Genomic DNA, 17,707 nt, shown 5'->3' with positions numbered 1-17,707 from the left:
TGAAAAGTAGACTATTTCAGTAACACAGTCTTTTGTGCAACTTGTACAAAAGATTGTGTTCTTTTTGTTCATCTTGACCTAGAAAAATAAAACGCTTTCATTTACAATAAAACTATCAAAGAAAGTGAGGCTTGAACATGGTTCAACTTAATTTAAAAAATATTTATAAAAAATATCCAAATAGCGAGCATTATTCCGTTGAAAACTTTAATCTAGATATTAAAGATAAAGAGTTTATTGTTTTCGTAGGTCCTTCAGGATGCGGTAAATCAACTACTCTTCGTATGATTGCTGGATTGGAAGATATTACAGAAGGTGAAGCTTACATCGACGGCGTGTTGATGAACGATGTGGCACCAAAAGACCGTGATATTGCCATGGTATTCCAGAACTATGCCCTTTACCCACACATGACTGTATTTGACAACATGGCTTTCGGTTTGAAATTGCGTAAATACAGCAAGGATGAAATCAAAAAACGTGTAGAAGAAGCAGCACAAATTCTAGGTTTGACTGAATTCTTGCAACGTAAACCTGCTGACCTTTCTGGTGGTCAACGCCAACGTGTTGCCATGGGTCGTGCCATTGTCCGTGATGCAAAAGTATTCTTGATGGATGAGCCTTTGTCAAACTTGGATGCCAAATTGCGTGTATCCATGCGTACAGAGATTGCTAAAATCCACCGCCGTATTGGTGCAACAACGATCTACGTAACGCACGACCAAACAGAAGCTATGACCTTGGCTGACCGCATTGTTATCATGTCTGCGACTAAGAATGAAGCAGGTACAGGTACAATCGGTCGTATCGAACAAATTGGTAGCCCAGAAGAGCTTTACAATAAACCTGTAAACAAATTTGTTGCCAGCTTCATCGGTAGTCCTGCAATGAACTTCTTTACAGTGACTCTTCAAGAGGGTGTGCTTGTTGGAGATGGTTTCAAAGTAGATCTTCCAGAAGGTCGTCGTAAGCACTTGGAAGAAAAAGGCTACAACGGCAAATCATTTACATTGGGTATCCGTCCAGAAGACATTAAAGCTTCACAATTGGAGTTGGACACTTATCCATCTTCTATCGTGGAAGCAGAAGTTGTCGTTTCAGAGCTTCTTGGTGCGGAAACCATGCTCTACTCTAAAGTAGGAAATACAGAATTTGTATCTCGTGTAGATGCGCGTGATTACCACAATCCAGGAGACAAGGTTCGCTTGACCTTCAACCTCAACAAAGCTCATTTCTTTGATGATGAAACAGATCAAGCCATTGTTTAATCTTTTATAATTTGTTCATAAAACACCAAAGACCCGCTATTATGACGGGTCTTTTTCATCTTTATAAACCTCATAAAAGTCAACCTTGAGGCGAATAAAGGCTTCCATGTCGTGTAGGAGTTGGAAGAGGGTGGCACGGGTTTCAAATTCTTCTCGGGTTTGTGGCAGAGGTCGCTCGCGGAAGGTGGCATGGAAGAGTTCGATGTCCAGGAGCAGTTCCTTGGCGGAGTTTTCTCGGCTCAGTTGCTGGGCGGCTCGCTCGAATAGGCTGGACAGGATGACATTTTCTCTGCCTTCCAGTAAACACTTGTTGATATTTCCTGCCATGGTTCGCAGGATTTTGTTTTGTGCTGCCCGCATTTCAAAGTAATGGACCTGGTAGTTGGTCTGCTGGAAGAGCTGGTTGTGGCGGTCTAGGTAGACGACTTTCAGGGCCTCATCCAAGGTTTTATCCAGCTGCGTAATCAATTCTGCCTCGTTTCGTCCGTCGCCGTTGAGCAGAAAGGCTTCAAAGCGAAGCAGAATCTGCTTGAGTAGGTCTTCGACTTGGTCGTGGTAGGCCTCGATTTTCTTTTCTTGTGAGGGCATATAGAGGTTGAACAAGAGTGCCAGTCCTGCCCCAATCAGAAAAAGCGTCAGCTCATTTCCCAAAAATATCAGAGAAATATCCTGCTCCAGCAAGAGATGGGTGACGAGGACGGTCGATGGGGCAATGCCTGCCTCCCAGTTGAAACGGTAGGCCAGGGGGACGTAGAGGGCTAGGTAAATGCCGAGGGTCCAGATGCCAAAGCCAAAGAGGGCGAAGGTCAGGACGGCTATGGTCAGGGCCAGGAGGGTAGAGAAGAGGCGGTTGCGAGCCATTTTGAAGCTGGACTTGCGGGTGTCGAGGACGCTGAGAATGGCGATGATGCCGGCAGCTGTCGCATAGGACAAGCCCAGAGCGGTCGCTAGGTAAATAGCCAACACGGTGGCAAATATCAGTTTGATGGTGCGGAGGGAGAGGGACATGGAGGCTCCTTTGGTTTTAGTCTATTTCTATTGTATCATAAAACAAAACCCTCCTAAAGCTAGGAGGGTTGATTTTATGCAAATAGAGCCAGAATACCGACTACTAGGTAGCAGACTAGTTTGTAGCTTTCGTTGATGAGGATGAGGTTGATAGGGCGTTGCTCAAAGACATAGTTTTTCAATGAAGCAAGGACCGCAATCACGCCCATGCCACCAGCTGCATGAAGTGGTGAAACACCGAGGGTTTTGATGAAGAAAATAGCCACAACAGCAGTCAGTACTTCAATGACAAGGGAAATCACCATTTCCTTCTGTCCATTTTTGCCAGCCTGACGATCTGCTTCTACCTTAGCCATGTCAATGCCTGAAGCCTTGATCCAAGCATCGCGGAAAATCAAACCATACCACAAACCACCAATAGCAAAGGCAATCAGCCCTGCCACAATTCCCAAAATAAGTGTCATACATTCTCCTTTTTGCGTCCGTTTGTACGGACAAATGATAGATAACAGAATACCATGGTTTGGTAAGGAGGTCAAGTTTTTCAGCTGTGATATAGTGAGTGCCTATTTTCAGTCAACCTATGCTATAATACTCTTATGGAACAAAATGATATCGTATATGGCGTACATGCTGTAGTGGAGAGTTTGGAGGCCAACACCGGCAACAAACTCTACATTCAGGATGATTTGCGCGGAAAAAATGTAGAAAAAATCAAGGCACTGGCGGCAGAGAAGAAGGTGTCGATTTCTTGGACGCCGAAGAAGACCCTGTCCGACATGACAGAAGGTGCCGTCCACCAAGGCTTTGTCCTGCGGGTCTCCGAGTTCGCCTATGCGGACCTATCGGTGATTTTGGAAAAGGCAGAGCAGGAAGACAGTCCCCTCATTCTCATCTTGGACGGGCTGACAGACCCCCACAACTTCGGCTCGATTTTGCGGACCGCAGATGCCACTCAGGTAGCGGGCATCATCATTCCCAAGCACCGAGCAGTTGGCGTGACGCCCGTTGTGGCTAAGACCTCAACAGGTGCGGTGGCCCATGTCCCAATCGCCCGAGTGACCAATCTCAGCCAAACCCTCGACAAGCTCAAGGAGGCTGGTTTCTGGGTATTTGGTACCGATATGAACGGAACCCCAAGCCACAAGTGGAATACAGCTGGCAAACTAGCACTTATTATTGGCAACGAAGGTAAAGGGATTTCCAGCAATATCAAAAAGCAGGTAGATGAGATGATTACCATTCCCATGAAGGGCCATGTCCAATCTCTCAACGCCAGCGTAGCAGCAGCCGTGCTGATGTACGAAGTATTTCGGAAGAAAATCTAAATGAAAGAAAAAGTTCTCATTGTGGATGGCTACAACATGATCGCCTTTTGGCAGGCCACCAAGCAAGATTTTAAAAAGGGAGACTTGGATGCGGCCAGAACGACCTTGCTTCGCACCTTGTCTCACTACGCAGCCTTTGAACAGATTGAGGTGATTTGTGTCTTTGATGCCCACCATGTGCCAGGTCTTCGCCAGCAGTATGACGAGTACAAGGTATCGGTCATTTTTACAGAGGAGGAAGAGACGGCAGATAGCTACATCGAACGACTCAGTGCCCAGCTCAATAGTGCCCGTCGCAAGCAGGTTTCCGTCGCAACCAGCGACCTCAACGAACAATGGGTGGTCTTTTCACAAGGGGCCTTACGGGTTTCGGCGCGTGAGTTGGAGGAGAGAACCAGGGTCATCAAAAAGGACTTGGACAAGTTTGTGGACCAGGTAGAGCTCTACACCCCACGGCTCAATCCCTGGTCAGATGGGAATTTTCAAGCCTTAAAAGAAATGATGGAGGAAATGAAAGGGTGACATTTACAATCGTAACCGATTCGACATCGGATTTGCCAATCAGCTGGGTCCAAGAAAACGATGTGACCGTGCTTGGTTTGACCATTAACCTAGACGGCGTAACCTATGATACAGTCGGTGAAAACCGTTTGACCTCAGCAGATTTGCTGGAGAAAATGGCTTCTGGCAGCCAACCTACGACCAGTCAGGTCAATGTTGGTCAGTTTGAAGAAGTTTTTGAGGCGGCAGCCAAGGAAGGTCAAGAGGTGCTTTATCTCGCTTTCTCAGCAGCTCTTTCAGGGACCTACCAGAGTGCAGTCATTGCACGAGATATGGTTATGGATCAATATCCAGAAGCAGTTATCACCATCGTTGATACAAAGGCAGCGACCATTGGAGAAGGCTACTTGGTCATGAAGGCCGTTGAGGCGCGTGCTGAGGGTAAGACTTTGGCAGAAACCAAGGCAATCGTAGAAGATTTGGTGCCGCGCTTACGGACCTACCTCTTGGTCGATGACCTTAACCACCTGGTGCGTGGTGGTCGCTTATCGAAAACAGCAGGCCTTATTGGTGGCTTAGTAAATATCAAACCTCTGCTTTCACTAGATGTAGAAGGGAAACTTGTGCCTATTGCTAAAATCCGTGGTCGTAAAAAAGGAATCAAAGAAATGTTGAACCTGACCTTGGACAACTTGGATCATTCTACAGTTATGGTAGCCTATACAGGCGATGTTGAAGCAGCAGAGGGCGTCAAATCTAGTTTATTGGAAGACGACCGTGTTTCTGATGCTCTATTGACAGAATTAGGACCAGTTATTGCCACTCATACAGGGACAGGAGTCCTAGCTATTTTATCAATTGGGACAGAAATGAGAGCCTAGATTCTAAGGGATATTTCTTGCAAAGATGTATCCCTTTTTGTGTGATGACGACTTATGTAGAATAGGATAATCAAAAGGAGATAAGATGTCACTAATCATCAGAAAAGAAGAAAAGGATCATCGGGCGGTTGAAGAGCCAACACGGGAGGCTTTTTGGAATGTCTTTCGTCCTTCAGTTTATCTTTTATTACATCGTTAACTCGTTTTGCCGTACTCCAGTACTATCTGCAACTCGTTGCCTTGTACTAAAAGTAAACTGAAGGACTATTATCTGAGTGCGACGGAGCATCTGATTGTGCATCAATTACGGGAGCAAAAACAAGTTATAAAAGACCTCAATCTTGTCGCGGAAGCTGACGGTCAGCTGGTGGGGCATATCCTCTATGTCGCGTCGGAGATCACAGCAGACGGCGCTCGCCTGCCCAGTCTGACCTTTGGTCCCTTTAGCATCTCGCCGGACCAGCAAGGCCACGGTTACGGTCAGGCACTTTTGGAGCATTCGCTATCAGGCGGACCCAGAAGCTGATTATTTCTTGGTCAAGTTGTTCCAACCAGAAGCTTTAGATGACCGAGACTGGTGGTTTACAAATCCGCCAGGCTACACGGTGGATCAATCAGTCTTGGAAGAATTTGATAAAACCTTCCCTTTTAAGGAAAAGTTGGTCTTGCCTGGACAGCTAGGTCAGTAGGGAAAGTAAACCTGATAAGGCTTTCATTCTCAGCAGCTCTGCTATCTTTCAAAAAATAAAAAAAGTAAAGTAAAATAGCTTGACGGAGACTAGTAGATTTGATAAAATGGTAGACGGTATTGTTTACCCCATTTGAAAGGCCCCGGAACCTTCCAAATACCCGCGGACCGGAACATCCGCCCAGTAAACAAAAACGATTCGTATAGGAGAAATCATGAACAAAACAACATTTATGGCTAAACCAGGCCAAGTTGAACGTAAATGGTATGTAGTAGACGCTACTGATGTACCTCTTGGACGCCTTTCAGCAGTAGTTGCTAGCGTTCTTCGCGGTAAAAACAAACCAACTTTCACACCTCATACTGATACTGGTGACTTCGTTATCGTTATCAACGCTGAGAAAGTGAAATTGACTGGTAAAAAAGCAACTGATAAAATCTACTACACTCACTCAAACCACCCAGGCGGATTGAAATCAATCTCAGCTGGTGAATTGCGTTCTAAAAACGCTGTTCGTTTGATTGAAAAATCAGTTAAAGGTATGCTTCCACACAACACACTTGGTCGTGCACAAGGCATGAAATTGAAAGTTTTTGTAGGTGCTGAGCACACTCACGCTGCACAACAACCAGAAGTACTTGATATTTCAGGTCTTATCTAAGGGAAAGGACGTAATCTAAATGGCACAAGCACAATACACAGGTACTGGTCGTCGTAAAAACGCGGTTGCACGCGTACGTTTGGTCCCAGGTACTGGTAAAATCACAGTAAACAAAAAAGATGTAGAAGAGTACATCCCACACGCTGACCTTCGTTTGGTTATCAACCAACCATTCGCAGTAACTTCAACACAAGGTTCATACGACGTTTTCGTTAACGTGAACGGTGGTGGTTACGGTGGTCAATCAGGTGCGATCCGTCACGGTATCGCGCGTGCATTGCTTCAAGTAGACCCAGACTTCCGCGATTCATTGAAACGCGCAGGCCTTCTTACACGTGACGCTCGTATGGTTGAACGTAAGAAACCAGGTCTTAAGAAAGCACGTAAAGCTAGCCAGTTCTCTAAACGTTAAGAACCAGCTACAATACAGCAGAACACCACTTCATGGTTCACACCATGGGGTGTTTTTTAGTGCAAGTTTTAAAAAATTGCCACCAAATTCCCACCATTATTTTTTGAGGTTTCGATAGGTAATTTCTCCGACAGCTATTGGAACAACATTTGAAGTATTGACATAAGTCTTCGTTGTAATAGTATCACTATGTGTTAGAGCTTCAGAAATAGCCTCTAGTGATGTTCCTGCTAGTTTTGCAAGTGTTGCTCCAGTATGGCGTAATTTATGAGGCGTAGCGTGTGTCAGTTCTTTGTGACGGCGTTTGAATGACTTCATTTTGTTATTGAGATAATCAGCGTGTAATGGACTATTCACATTGCCTTTCATGTCGATATAAGTGAAGACATATTGTTCATCAGATTGGATAATACCAAATTTCGCTAGTTCGGCTTTCTGTTGCTTTTTCCAAGATTGTAGAAGGTCGATAAGTTCAGTTGGAATTCGAAATGTTGTTTTCTTATTCCCTTTAGTAGACTTAGGATTTTTGTATTTATCTAAGGCTTGAACTAATTGAATTTCCTGTTTCTTGATATTGATGTGTTTCCATTGCAATGCGTAGCTTTCGGATTTTCTATCTCCTAAGAAAAAGGTTGTATAGAATAATACGTAATCTTTGAATGAGAGTTTATTGTTTTCTAAATCCTCTTCAAAAGCTGTGAACCATGCTTGGAGTTCTTCTTGTGAGAGATATAAATCTTCATCGTTTTTCGCTTCTTGTAATTTGTTTTTCTTTGTAGACTTGATTCGCTTGATAGTTTTTGAAATCTTGTTGGACTCGATGTATTCTAACTCTTCTGCCCAATCAAAAATAGAATTGACATAGCTACGAATAACTTTAAAGTTTGCATATTCTTCGGATTTTTGTGTCAATAAATGTAAAACGACTTGCTTATTTTGATTGAGGAAATTAAGTGAAAAGTTCCCAAACATCGGTAAGATGTGTTTCCGAAAAACAATCTCGGTTCCGTCAATTGTGGCACGTGATGGTTGTTTTATTGTTGATGTTGTTTGACCAGCTTTGTAAAAATCCCACCAAACATGTTTGTAGAAGTCAGAAAATAATATATCTCCATTTGTTTCAAGAGAAGCTTCTAATTCTCCGCTTAGGATATTTTCTACTTTTGTGAGTATTTCTAATTCGGCTTGTTTTGCCTCCCTTCGAGTTTTGAAGGTCTTTTCATACATCTTACCAGTTATTTGCAGAAATGCTTTAGCTTCATCTGGGATGTACAGTCTAAGACGATAAGTATTATTTTTAGTTTTTGTAATTGACATAGTATTCTCCTTGTGAATTGAGCTAGAAAAATACCGTGGCTTTATTATAACAAACCACGGTAAAAATGCTACTGATTTTGTAACCAGCGATTGATTTCAGTTTTGTCAAATCGAACAGTTTTCTCAATACGAATGACTGGCAAACCCTTCCGAATCCAACTATCAAGTGTGTTGTTGGAGATTCCTAGATACTTGCAGGTTTGATGTTTATTCAGAAAAGGACTTTCGAGATTGCTGTTGTTCAACCTATTTTCGAATTCTTGCTTTATTAAATCAGCAATCAAAAGCTGGATTTGATGGATCTGCTCATCGGGTAGAATGACTTGCATTTTCTTGCCCCTTTCTAGTAATTTCTGAGTGTCGTCTTGAATCTAGATACTTTGCAAAGAAGTATGTTTTATCTACAATCAGTGACAATAACATCGGTCCTTTATCTCTAGCAAAGTTCACCAGAGTCTTAAATTCTGTAAAATTATATTCCTCAATGAGATCGATTATAGTTGCGAGAAACTGATCATTTGTATTGCTAATTAAAAATTTGTCTAACTCAAAACCACAACCTGATTCAATATCTTCAAGTTTGTATGGAGTTTTATCAGGATTTTCAGCATGTACAAAGTAGTCATACATTCCTTTTGGAGATAGTATCACTTCTACGTGTGCTGGGGTATTTAGTTTTTCTGTTAGAAGTTCTGAAACTTGAGAGTAGCTTTTTAAGGAATCAAAGAACAAAGCACCATGTTTGTGCGACTTCTTAAACTCTCCAGTTTGTCTATTGACATCTTTATCATGCCAAGGGCTTAGCACAAATGGGACATGAATTTCTTCAAGGATTTCTAAATAATTATCAGGAGTACTTTCTTGATAAAGTAAGAAGGCCCATTTGTTAGAACGTTTTTCCTTTGACATTATTTTCCTTTCTGATTAATGATTATTGATTCACTGGGGGTCGTAGTAACCCCAGTGAATCAAGTGAAAAAGCAGGGCTTTTGTCAGTCACTTTGTGAGACAAGCCCTGCTTTTTTATCGTTTTGAACCGAAAATCTGCATCCATCTACCAACCCTCATCGGTGAGGAAAAGTAATAGTTAGGATTATTATTTACGATTTCTTCAAAAATAATGGGCTCTGCTTGCTTATATAATTTTACTGAATCAACATTTACAGGTAATCGAAGTGCTACTTTGATGCTTTGATTTTGAACATTTACTGTGCAATGACTGACCGCATTGTTATATATTGTGAACTTATTTTGTTCCAATGTATCATTATTTACTTTATAAATAAACCATCTCATTCTTATAGTTTTATAGATTGAAACTAGCAAATTTATTGGTGAATCTTTGATGATCCTAAGGGTGAGTTCAATAAATAATAATACAATTATCAGTGATACAGAGGTTATAGTAATTGTGTTCAAAATTTCACTGCTCTCATAAAGTAGTCTGATATAACCAAAAAATTTTGTATCTCCTAGAAATAGGATTTTTTCTACGTTTTGAATACTTATTTGTTGCATTATCAGATTGATAATGAAGCTTAATATCGATATTTGAAGTAGAAAAATAATTAGATTGAAAGCTATATGAAAGTAATTGTTCTTTTTAGGCACTAGAGTATTCCTTTCTTTGTAAAATATGTTGGGCATAGTAATGGTAACACTTGATAGGGGTGTTCGCTATCTATAACTTGAATCAATCCAGTCCCTTTTCCAACTGGAATAACGATACCTTCGGGATCCAAATCTGGAAATAAAAACTGTGTAGTTTTTTTGTTGATGTTTCCGATTTGTATAAGTACATTTAGTTGTTCACGAACAGAGATTGGTAGTGTAGTATGGTCAAATCGTTGACTAACAAGTAACAAATGTACTTTAGTTGCACGACCCAATAAGGCTATTTGTGTAATTAATGAGAAAAAAGACTCTCGAATTTGTTTGTTCACCCCTTCTGAAAGTGCCAATACTTCATCTATGACGATGGTAATATGCTTGAATTTCTGGTTTGGATTTTCAAAAAGTAATTTCTGTCGCTCATATATAATATTCAAGCTATTACTGAGTTCTTCATTGACTTGAGATACAAAATCAGATTTAGAACGACTAAAACTTGGAGAGATGAATGGTACATTGTATTGAAATGCCCATCTCGAGGGGGTATCGAACTTTGGATCAACGATTATTAAATCGGAGAAATTTTTTAGTATTGTTAAAAAGTAAGTGAGTGCATAAGATTTTCCAGATCCAGAATTTCCTGCAATTGCAATCGATGTCACATTTTCATAGTTAATTTTGAGGTTCTTCATTATAGGAATGGTACTATTATCCTGTTTTTGAACAAAATCTTCTAAATTTGGGATAATCAGTCGTTCAGAAATTCCAATAACCCAGGGGAAAAAGAGACCTCTTTGTGTATGAATGTCCTCTGTTTCAAGTGCTATGAAATAAGCGGAATTTTGTTTCAATAGAGTGTATCGGGGGAATAGTGTAGCATTTGCTATAAGGTAGATTTTTTGATAAAGACTATCATCTATAATAAAGCTTGCAGGCATCCTTGGAATAAACAGGAAACCTTCCTCCTGAACTCTAATTGAAAAACTATTTGAGTAACTTGTTTCGCCTTGTATCAAGCTCCCCAAAGCCATATTCAGGCTTTGGAGGAGATATTGCTCTAATTGTTTATTCTTCATCATTTAATCTCTTTTAGATTATTTGCTTTGAAATACACATTATTACCAACTTCGCAGGCTTGCAAATCATCAAATTGAATGATAGACATGTAACCTGGTAAGTCAACATCAGTAGTGAACTTGACGGAAAATGGTGGTAGACCTTTTTGTGAAAACCAAGCTCGGTACGCGATAATTTCACCTGTCGGTCTTTTGTTTTCAAATTTTAATACAGGTTCTAGTTTTGTACTAATATTATAAATTGCTTGTTTAAGATCGATATACTCAGATGCAATTGTTGCAGAGTAACCATTTTGTTTATTTTTACGTTTCATATTCGTGTCCTCGTAATTCATATTTTTTGTCTTGGCCTCGACATTGTCATTGTACTACATGAGAGAATTTCTATTTCGATGTATTGAGAAATTTGCAGTGGGACTGCAAAAATTTCTAAAATTCTGTATGATACCGAATTTGCTATTGCTAATTTTTTTTTCACAGCTATAATTATTAGTGTAAATATTATTTATTACAGTATCGCCATTCATGCTACAGCACACGTGTGTTGTGAAAAAACCTGTAGTGGTAGATTGATTAGCTGTTAAAGAGAAGACCGAAGGTGTTCTTGTTGGTTAGTTGATCATGGTTTATGTGCAAGGAAAACAAATGGGTACAAGGCTATGGCTCGTTTTCCGGCTTATGTTCAGCCTGCATGCTATTATGACGATGATTGTGTTATTCATTGGAAGGGTACTTCCAGTGAATAACATGGGAGGAGACATTATTTGCTCTTTAGGAGCGTTTCAGGAGACCTAGAAAATTAGGTCGAAACCATGGCTTTTTTGTCGTGCCCTGAAACGGATTCTAGGGAGCTTTTTTTGTTTTTCTTAATATGATATGAAAGGAGTGAAAAATATGAGACACTTACGATTGATAAGCTCACAAAAACTGAGCGAATGAAATATTTTTTTGAATACTAAACTGCAAATTCTTAAATATTAAATTAATTGTTTTATGACACTTTTCTTAAATGAAAAGTGTTTTTTTATTATTCGAAATCAATAGAAAGGTCTTGTTATGAAAGTGATTCAACAATTATATTTAAAAAAATTAGGTCAACAAATTCGAAATCAAATGAAAGAAAAAAAATTAATGTTAAATACTTTTGAAGATAGAGAAATACGAATTTCTATATCCACGGTTTCAAGAGTTATTCATGCCAAGAATAATATCAAAATTATATACTTGCCTCTCTTTTTAGAGATTCTCGAAATTGATACACTACTTGAATTCTATTTTTTTGATGATCATTTTTGTTTTGAACTAATTGAAAACACTCTTGATTTAATAGTTCATAATCCAAATTCTAAATTGTACAGAAGATTTGCAAAGTTACTGAGAAGAAAGTACCCAGATTTTGACAGATTAACTACTTATGCGCTTGCTAGAATCTATTTTTTAGATAATAAAAATGAACTTAATAAAAAATTGAACTGTTTTGTTGATAAATTGCTTTTAGAGGATAGACATTCTTACGAAGTCGCAGAAGCATATGCAGAGTGGGTTGATGACATTCTTACTGATTTTTAACAATAAAAAATGAGCAGGATCACGCTGCTCGTTTATGTGTATTTGCTACTAATCGTTTTCTCCGGCTTTTAGAATTGCATCGAAAATTAATAAATACTCTTTGCGTTTGTTACTGCTTAGATTTGATAAGTTTGTCTGCAAGGTGTCGAGTAAGGGATCTATCGGTTTGTCGATTGCTTGATAGTCATTGAAGAAAGTTGTTGTTGAAATGTTGAAGGCGCTAATTAATTTATCTAAGGTATTAACCTTGATGTTTGAACGTTCTCCACGTTCAATTTTTGCGATCGAAGACACATCGATATTGGCTGCTTCGGCTAATTGCTCTTGTGTCAGTTGAAATTCTTTTCTTAACTTTTGTACCTGTTTTGCAACATATTGATCAAGGGTCATTTCCTATCCTCCTATCCTCTAAGGATATATGTTTTTAAGGACAGTTAAAAGGTCTCAAGAGGACTATAAAAATAGACTTATAAGGATAGTTTGTGTTATAATAGCTTTAATAAAAATATAGGAGAACAATATGAATAAGAAGATAATCCTTAATAGCTTATTGGTGCCGTTAGTTGCGTCGACTGGAGTGGTAGTTCAGGCAGAACAAGTAGATACTACCAACGTTCCAGAAACAGTTGTTGAGAACTCTGCTCAAAGTACAGATGCTACAACAGTTCCTACAAAGGGAGAAGTAGAACAAGCTAAATCCGAATTAGATGCGGCTAATACTGCGGTCGCAACTCAGGAAGCAGTTGTTGAAAAACAGCAACATGCGGTCAATACAGAAGCGGTTGCCGTAACGACAGCCAAAGAAGAATTAACATCAGCGAAGTCAATTGCAGAAAATGCAACTGATGAAAATATCGCTGCTGCATCACAAGCGGTAACTGAAGCTGAAACCAAAGTGACAGAAACTGAACAAGCTATCGTTAAAGCGCAGAATGTTGTAAGTGAACAAGAATCGGCTATTGCTACACAGGAATCGATTGTTTCTTCTGCACAGGAAAATGTTACTTCTAAACAAGCAGAGGTAACTTCAGCACAAGCAGTTGTTGATTCTGCCCAAGCTAGTCTTGACGGAACAGGTGCAAGCAAAGTGATTGCAGCTCAGGAAACCGCTCAAAACAATGTTACAACCGCTGAAACTGCGGTATCTACTGCACAAGATGAATTGGCTTCTGCCCTTGAAACAGACGCTGCACGTGCAATCTCTATCATTGAAAAAGAGAGAGCTGTAACATCTGCACAAGAAACAGCAACCACAGCAGAGGCAACATTGGAAGCTGCTCAATCAACTGCAGTGAGCACACAAGCGACCTTGGATTCTGCTACAAGTGCTTTGGCAACTGCAAAAGTGGATTATGATTCAATTAATACCATTTTTGTATCAGATGAATATGTACAAGCACTGAAAAACTATGAACTTGGTCTCAAAGGACAATATGACCGTGCGGCTGCTATTGCTGAACTCAAAGCACTGAATGCTTCCCTCCGCGTCGCTAACACTTACAAATCGAATGCAAATGACAAATTGGTGACTATTTCTGATGTAAACAATCTTTCAGAAGCTACGATTACAGAATTGTCTCTATTTGCTTCTGACCTTATGAACCAGGTTCGTGCTAAGTTTGGAACACCTCTTACTGCTGTAACTACAAGTAGTGTAGCTGTTGCTGACATGGTAACAGACATTTATGTTTCAGATAACTATGGATGGACAAGTATTGTTGAAGGAAGTCACAATGACAATGCCCTTGATACAACTGGTGACCGTTTCAATGTTGCAGTTGGGGAAAACTTGAATACCTGGTCTCGTACAACAACATCCACCAATCTGGATTACCTAAAATCATTGATTTACCAATCTATGGTGGAATTCCTTTATAATGGCCGTGAGTGGTTGCATGCCCGCTCAATCGCTGGTGTGGATGATATTGGTGTAACTACTAGCTATATCGGTGTCGATATTTCATCCGTAGCTGGTGCGACAAGCGTACACGTAAATGATGTTGACTCTAATTCGTTATTTACAGGGAATGCCTTCAGTACCACAGCTATCGCTAATCCAAATGATAGCGCGACTATCCGTAGCACTTACGAACAGGCACAATCTGCTTACAATACTGCGTTGACTACCAACCAGAAAGCACAGAATGCTCTTGCTACTGCCAAAGATACAAATACAACAGCTCAGGCAACTCTCGCAACTGCGCAAGCAGAACTTTCTAAAGTTCTTGCAACTGCGGAACAAGCACCTGCTGCTCGTATTAAATTGGCGACAGCTCAGGCAACTCTCGCAACTGCGCAAGAAACTCTTCGACTTGCAAATGAAGCCGTGGCTAACTTGAACGCAAGTATTCAAGAAAAACAAGCAACATTGGCAGCTGCTAAAGCAGTTCTTGCAGAAAAAGAAGCAGCACTCGCAACAGCAAAATCAGAGTTGGCAACAGAAGTAGCTACTTTGGACAATTTGAAAAATCAAGTTGCTTCATCAAAAGCTACGATTACAGCTCTTGAAAATGAACTAGTAACTGCAAAACAATTATTGGCAACAGCAAAAACTACTCTAGCTAATCTGCAAAATGCACCTGCCTTGTTGGCAGCAGCACAGAGCAAGTATGATCAAGCTAACACAAGTTTGACAAGCAAAGTAGAAGTTCTTAATAAAGAATTGGCACTCCTTGCAGATTTGAAAGCGACTCAAACGATTAGTGAAGAAAACTACACTGCCCTTTTGAATGCTTACAATGCTTACCTTGAAGAAGTAGCTGCTAAAGAACTTAAAGAACGTTTGGACGCAGAATACAAGGCTATCATTGACAATAATGGAACACCTGTTCCTGTTGTAGATGAAACTGGAAAAGTAGTAGGTTATACAGATTCTAACAAGTCTGTTGCTCCTAAAGCAGCTGCTATGACTACCCAAGCAAGCACAAAGGCTTTGACGACTCAGAAAACCTCTCAGCCAGCAACTAAGACGTTGCCGTCAACAGGTGATACATTCAGCCTAATGAGTTTAATCGGAGTTGGTTTGTTGAGTCTGGCACCGGTTGCTCGAAAACGGAAGTGATTGATTTCCAGTTGGCTTTAGACTAACTATGTGAAAATAAAAAAAGGTTAACATCTCGTAGTGTTAATCTTTTTTTGATTTTAAGCTATACTAATTATGCTCATTACTATATTTATGCTATTACAATTTAAAAATTCATATGCCTTTTGCTCCAATACAACAGGATGGAATAAAAAATGCTATAATAAGATATAAGAATATGTAGATCTTCTAGGAAGTTGGTTTATATTACTTTGATAGGCTGATATTTGCAAAGGAAGTATCCTCGACAGAAAGGAGTAGATGCTATGTTGGAAAAATTCAGGAATTATTAGCCCAATTTGGGCTTCATAAATGATATGGAATCATTTCTATGCACAGAAATAAATTTTATACACTTTTACAAAAATAATCAAATTTTATAATGGAGTGTAGTAGAATATATATTTTAAAGGATAGTGAATATGGTAAAGAAAAAAGTATTTGTTATTATGCCGTTTCAAAATGAATTTTTTGAAGTTTATGATATGCTTAAGTCAAAGTTTTCCGAAGATTTTGAGTTTACTAATGCAGGTGATGAGGGGAATCAGCAAAATATTTTAATGGATATCATTCAACCAATTTATGAGTCGGACATAGTAATTGCAGATTTAACAGGATTGAATCCGAATGTTATGTATGAGCTCGGTTTGGCTCATTCATTTAACAAGAAGACTATTGTGATAACAAAAGATGATTTGTCTCAGCTTCCTTTTGATTTAAAACAATATAGAGCTAAGGATTATGATACCCATTTTTTACGTTTTGAGGAGTTATTAAATTATTTGAAAACAAACTTATATGGTGCTATTTCAAATGAAGTTGGGTTTAGCAATCCTGTAAGAGATTTTCTTAGGTCAGAAAATATAAATAATGTTCCTTGGTTTGCAGAAAGAAATATTACCGAATTGTCTGAGGAGAGTGACAAGGGCTTCATTGATTTTTTGGCAGATATTGAAGAAACTACTGGCAAATTTACAGAGGTTATGACAGAGTTGACACAAGACATTGGTACTATGGGAGATGAAGTCTCAAAAACTGGAGCTGAGATTGAACGAGTCAACAAAAAAGGAGGATCAGGGACTGCATCCTTCGTTAGAAAAGAGACAAAAAAAGCAGCAACACATGTAAATAATTTTGGTAAAAAATTAGATAAACATATTAATGAACTTTCTATACTTTGGGATATAATCGAATCGAATTCTGCAGGTTTGTTGGATAATGAATTTGCTACCTCAGATAAGAATCTTGATGATTTAAAAGCATTTATTACCTCTTTTTCACCTCTGCAAGGGGCAATATCAGAAAGTAACGAATCCGTAAAAACTATGAAGCAAAGCCTAAACAATAGCATCGGGTTAGAAAGAAGTCTAAACCAAGCTATCAGAGATGTCTGCTCAGGTCTAGATGCTTATCTAACACTTACTGAACGTTTTAATAATTCAATTGATATTTTATTGAAGAAAAGTAGATTTATCATCAAGTAACTTTGCAATTATTTGTCATAAAAATGTCCTTACATAAAAGTAAACAGCACTCTTGAAGTACAATCAGGAGTGCTGTTATTGTGATGTATTGATGATGAAACTAACTAATACTAATAGTTAGTTCTTGATTTAGAGCAAAAGCGATTTTACTCATGGTTTCGATGCTGGTATTGTTTCCTCGCTCAATACGAGCTATGGTTGACTGTGGAACATGTGAGAGCTCTGCTAGTTCACGTTGAGTAAGTCCAGCTTTTTGGCGTGCATTATAGACAGCGAGAGCACTCTCTAAGATAGTTTTTTCTGCCAAATAGCCAGATTTGAAGTCATCGTTTTTCAGTTCTTTATTCAAAAAATCATCAAAATTAATGTTTGCCATTATTATTCTCCTCAAATTCTTTTTTTAATGTCTTAGCGTGCTTGATTTCAGCAGTAGGTGTCTTTTGTGTTTTCTTAGTAAAACCATGCGTGATGATGAAACGATCGTTAACAACATGGAAATAAAGGGCGCGCTGAATATTACTGGACACTTTGGAACGGATTTCAAAGATGTCGCTATCTAACTTTTTAACCCATTCCATGCGTTGTGCAACCAACAAGCCCTGTTCTTGAATCATGCTGATAGTCGCTAGGAGTTTCTGTTTATCTTTTGTTGGAAGGCTTTGTAAGAACTCGATAAATTCAGTTCGACCATTTGGACGTGTGTAAAATTCAAATTTTGGATGTTTCATTGTATCTCCATGATAGCATATATTGTTCATTTGTGCAATTATTAGTGGTGTGAACTTTTCGGTATAAATTAGCTCAATTCGTATATTTTGGG

22 protein-coding genes are annotated in these 17,707 nt (G+C 39.3%); 11 read left to right on the top strand and 11 right to left on the bottom strand.

What is annotated here, in order from left to right; genetic code table 11:
• Positions 1-137: 137 nt before the first annotated feature.
• Complete coding sequence (locus K5Q29_RS06985) at positions 138-1,268, top strand: ABC transporter ATP-binding protein (protein WP_002938838.1); 1,131 nt, start codon at positions 138-140, stop codon at positions 1,266-1,268.
• Positions 1,269-1,307: 39 nt separating this feature from the next.
• Here K5Q29_RS06985 and K5Q29_RS06980 read toward each other — a convergent pair whose 3' ends face one another.
• On the bottom strand, positions 1,308-2,276 hold the full coding sequence (locus K5Q29_RS06980; RefSeq protein WP_105139327.1) for an aromatic acid exporter family protein: 969 nt from the start codon (positions 2,274-2,276) through the stop codon (positions 1,308-1,310).
• Positions 2,277-2,350: 74 nt separating this feature from the next.
• Positions 2,351-2,740, bottom strand: coding sequence for a DUF1761 domain-containing protein (locus K5Q29_RS06975; protein WP_105139328.1), 390 nt, complete (start codon positions 2,738-2,740; stop codon positions 2,351-2,353).
• 135 nt (positions 2,741-2,875) lie between these two features.
• Between K5Q29_RS06975 and rlmB the strand changes: the two genes are divergently transcribed.
• The 7 genes from rlmB to rpsI all read left to right on the top strand — a co-directional run bounded on the left by rlmB (position 2,876) and on the right by rpsI (position 6,748).
• Positions 2,876-3,604: a 23S rRNA (guanosine(2251)-2'-O)-methyltransferase RlmB gene (gene rlmB / locus K5Q29_RS06970; RefSeq protein ID WP_105139329.1), complete on the top strand. Its 729-nt coding sequence runs from the start codon at positions 2,876-2,878 to the stop codon at positions 3,602-3,604.
• The gene (locus K5Q29_RS06965; protein ID WP_105139330.1) at positions 3,605-4,126 is read left to right on the top strand and encodes an NYN domain-containing protein; all 522 of its coding nucleotides are present in this window, start codon (positions 3,605-3,607) and stop codon (positions 4,124-4,126) included.
• Positions 4,123-4,986: a DegV family protein gene (locus K5Q29_RS06960; protein ID WP_105139331.1), complete on the top strand. Its 864-nt coding sequence runs from the start codon at positions 4,123-4,125 to the stop codon at positions 4,984-4,986. Before K5Q29_RS06965 ends, K5Q29_RS06960 begins: the two co-directional genes overlap by 4 nt.
• Positions 4,987-5,281: 295 nt before the next feature.
• Positions 5,282-5,512, top strand: a complete 231-nt coding sequence (locus K5Q29_RS10925; protein WP_172699660.1) for a GNAT family N-acetyltransferase — start codon at positions 5,282-5,284, stop codon at positions 5,510-5,512.
• Positions 5,421-5,675, top strand: a complete 255-nt coding sequence (locus tag K5Q29_RS06950; RefSeq protein WP_105139332.1) for a hypothetical protein — start codon at positions 5,421-5,423, stop codon at positions 5,673-5,675. The genes K5Q29_RS10925 and K5Q29_RS06950 overlap by 92 nt, the downstream gene beginning before the upstream one ends.
• A 214-nt stretch (positions 5,676-5,889) precedes the next feature.
• Positions 5,890-6,336 (top strand): 50S ribosomal protein L13, encoded by a 447-nt coding sequence (rplM, locus tag K5Q29_RS06945; RefSeq protein WP_002876943.1) that lies wholly within the window; start codon positions 5,890-5,892, stop codon positions 6,334-6,336.
• Positions 6,337-6,355: 19 nt separating this feature from the next.
• Positions 6,356-6,748 carry a 30S ribosomal protein S9 gene (gene rpsI / locus K5Q29_RS06940; RefSeq protein WP_002942223.1) on the top strand — a complete coding sequence of 131 codons (393 nt, stop codon included), beginning with the start codon at positions 6,356-6,358 and terminating at the stop codon, positions 6,746-6,748.
• Positions 6,749-6,844: 96 nt separating this feature from the next.
• Here rpsI and xerC read toward each other — a convergent pair whose 3' ends face one another.
• The 6 genes from xerC to K5Q29_RS06910 form a co-directional block, all read right to left on the bottom strand.
• A complete protein-coding gene (xerC, locus tag K5Q29_RS06935; RefSeq protein WP_105139942.1) occupies positions 6,845-8,065 on the bottom strand; it encodes a tyrosine recombinase XerC in 1,221 nt (406 codons plus the stop codon).
• A gap of 68 nt (positions 8,066-8,133) precedes the next feature.
• Entirely contained in the window at positions 8,134-8,394 is a 261-nt protein-coding gene (locus K5Q29_RS06930) for an AlpA family transcriptional regulator (RefSeq protein WP_105139941.1), read from the bottom strand.
• Positions 8,372-8,974, bottom strand: a complete 603-nt coding sequence (locus K5Q29_RS06925; RefSeq protein WP_105139940.1) for a replication protein — start codon at positions 8,972-8,974, stop codon at positions 8,372-8,374. The genes K5Q29_RS06930 and K5Q29_RS06925 overlap by 23 nt, the downstream gene beginning before the upstream one ends.
• Before the next feature lie 114 nt (positions 8,975-9,088).
• Positions 9,089-9,361 carry a hypothetical protein gene (locus K5Q29_RS06920; RefSeq protein ID WP_172699902.1) on the bottom strand — a complete coding sequence of 91 codons (273 nt, stop codon included), beginning with the start codon at positions 9,359-9,361 and terminating at the stop codon, positions 9,089-9,091.
• A gap of 314 nt (positions 9,362-9,675) precedes the next feature.
• The gene (locus K5Q29_RS06915; RefSeq protein ID WP_105139945.1) at positions 9,676-10,752 is read right to left on the bottom strand and encodes a cell division protein FtsK; all 1,077 of its coding nucleotides are present in this window, start codon (positions 10,750-10,752) and stop codon (positions 9,676-9,678) included.
• Positions 10,752-11,066 carry a hypothetical protein gene (locus K5Q29_RS06910; RefSeq protein WP_105139938.1) on the bottom strand — a complete coding sequence of 105 codons (315 nt, stop codon included), beginning with the start codon at positions 11,064-11,066 and terminating at the stop codon, positions 10,752-10,754. Before K5Q29_RS06910 ends, K5Q29_RS06915 begins: the two co-directional genes overlap by 1 nt.
• Positions 11,067-11,808: 742 nt before the next feature.
• Between K5Q29_RS06910 and K5Q29_RS06905 the strand changes: the two genes are divergently transcribed.
• Positions 11,809-12,321: a hypothetical protein gene (locus tag K5Q29_RS06905; RefSeq protein ID WP_105139937.1), complete on the top strand. Its 513-nt coding sequence runs from the start codon at positions 11,809-11,811 to the stop codon at positions 12,319-12,321.
• A 48-nt stretch (positions 12,322-12,369) separates the two neighbouring features.
• Here the strand turns inward: K5Q29_RS06905 and K5Q29_RS06900 are convergent, their stop codons facing one another.
• The gene (locus tag K5Q29_RS06900) at positions 12,370-12,711 is read right to left on the bottom strand and encodes a helix-turn-helix domain-containing protein (protein WP_105139936.1); all 342 of its coding nucleotides are present in this window, start codon (positions 12,709-12,711) and stop codon (positions 12,370-12,372) included.
• A 130-nt stretch (positions 12,712-12,841) separates the two neighbouring features.
• Between K5Q29_RS06900 and K5Q29_RS06895 the strand changes: the two genes are divergently transcribed.
• Positions 12,842-15,382 (top strand): SEC10/PgrA surface exclusion domain-containing protein, encoded by a 2,541-nt coding sequence (locus tag K5Q29_RS06895; RefSeq protein ID WP_105139935.1) that lies wholly within the window; start codon positions 12,842-12,844, stop codon positions 15,380-15,382.
• Between the two features lie 443 nt (positions 15,383-15,825).
• A complete protein-coding gene (locus tag K5Q29_RS06890) occupies positions 15,826-16,887 on the top strand; it encodes a hypothetical protein (RefSeq protein WP_105139934.1) in 1,062 nt (353 codons plus the stop codon).
• A gap of 100 nt (positions 16,888-16,987) precedes the next feature.
• Here the strand turns inward: K5Q29_RS06890 and K5Q29_RS06885 are convergent, their stop codons facing one another.
• The gene (locus K5Q29_RS06885) at positions 16,988-17,263 is read right to left on the bottom strand and encodes a helix-turn-helix transcriptional regulator (RefSeq protein ID WP_024393434.1); all 276 of its coding nucleotides are present in this window, start codon (positions 17,261-17,263) and stop codon (positions 16,988-16,990) included.
• Entirely contained in the window at positions 17,250-17,615 is a 366-nt protein-coding gene (locus K5Q29_RS06880) for a type II toxin-antitoxin system RelE/ParE family toxin (RefSeq protein ID WP_105139933.1), read from the bottom strand. Before K5Q29_RS06880 ends, K5Q29_RS06885 begins: the two co-directional genes overlap by 14 nt.
• Positions 17,616-17,707: the final 92 nt, after the last annotated feature.

It is taken from the genome of Streptococcus sp. 2018037 (assembly GCF_019754195.1).
Lineage (GTDB): Bacteria > Bacillota > Bacilli > Lactobacillales > Streptococcaceae > Streptococcus > Streptococcus hashimotonensis.
Note: the sequence above shows the minus strand (reverse complement) of the source record. Positions and strands in the feature narration are given on the sequence as shown.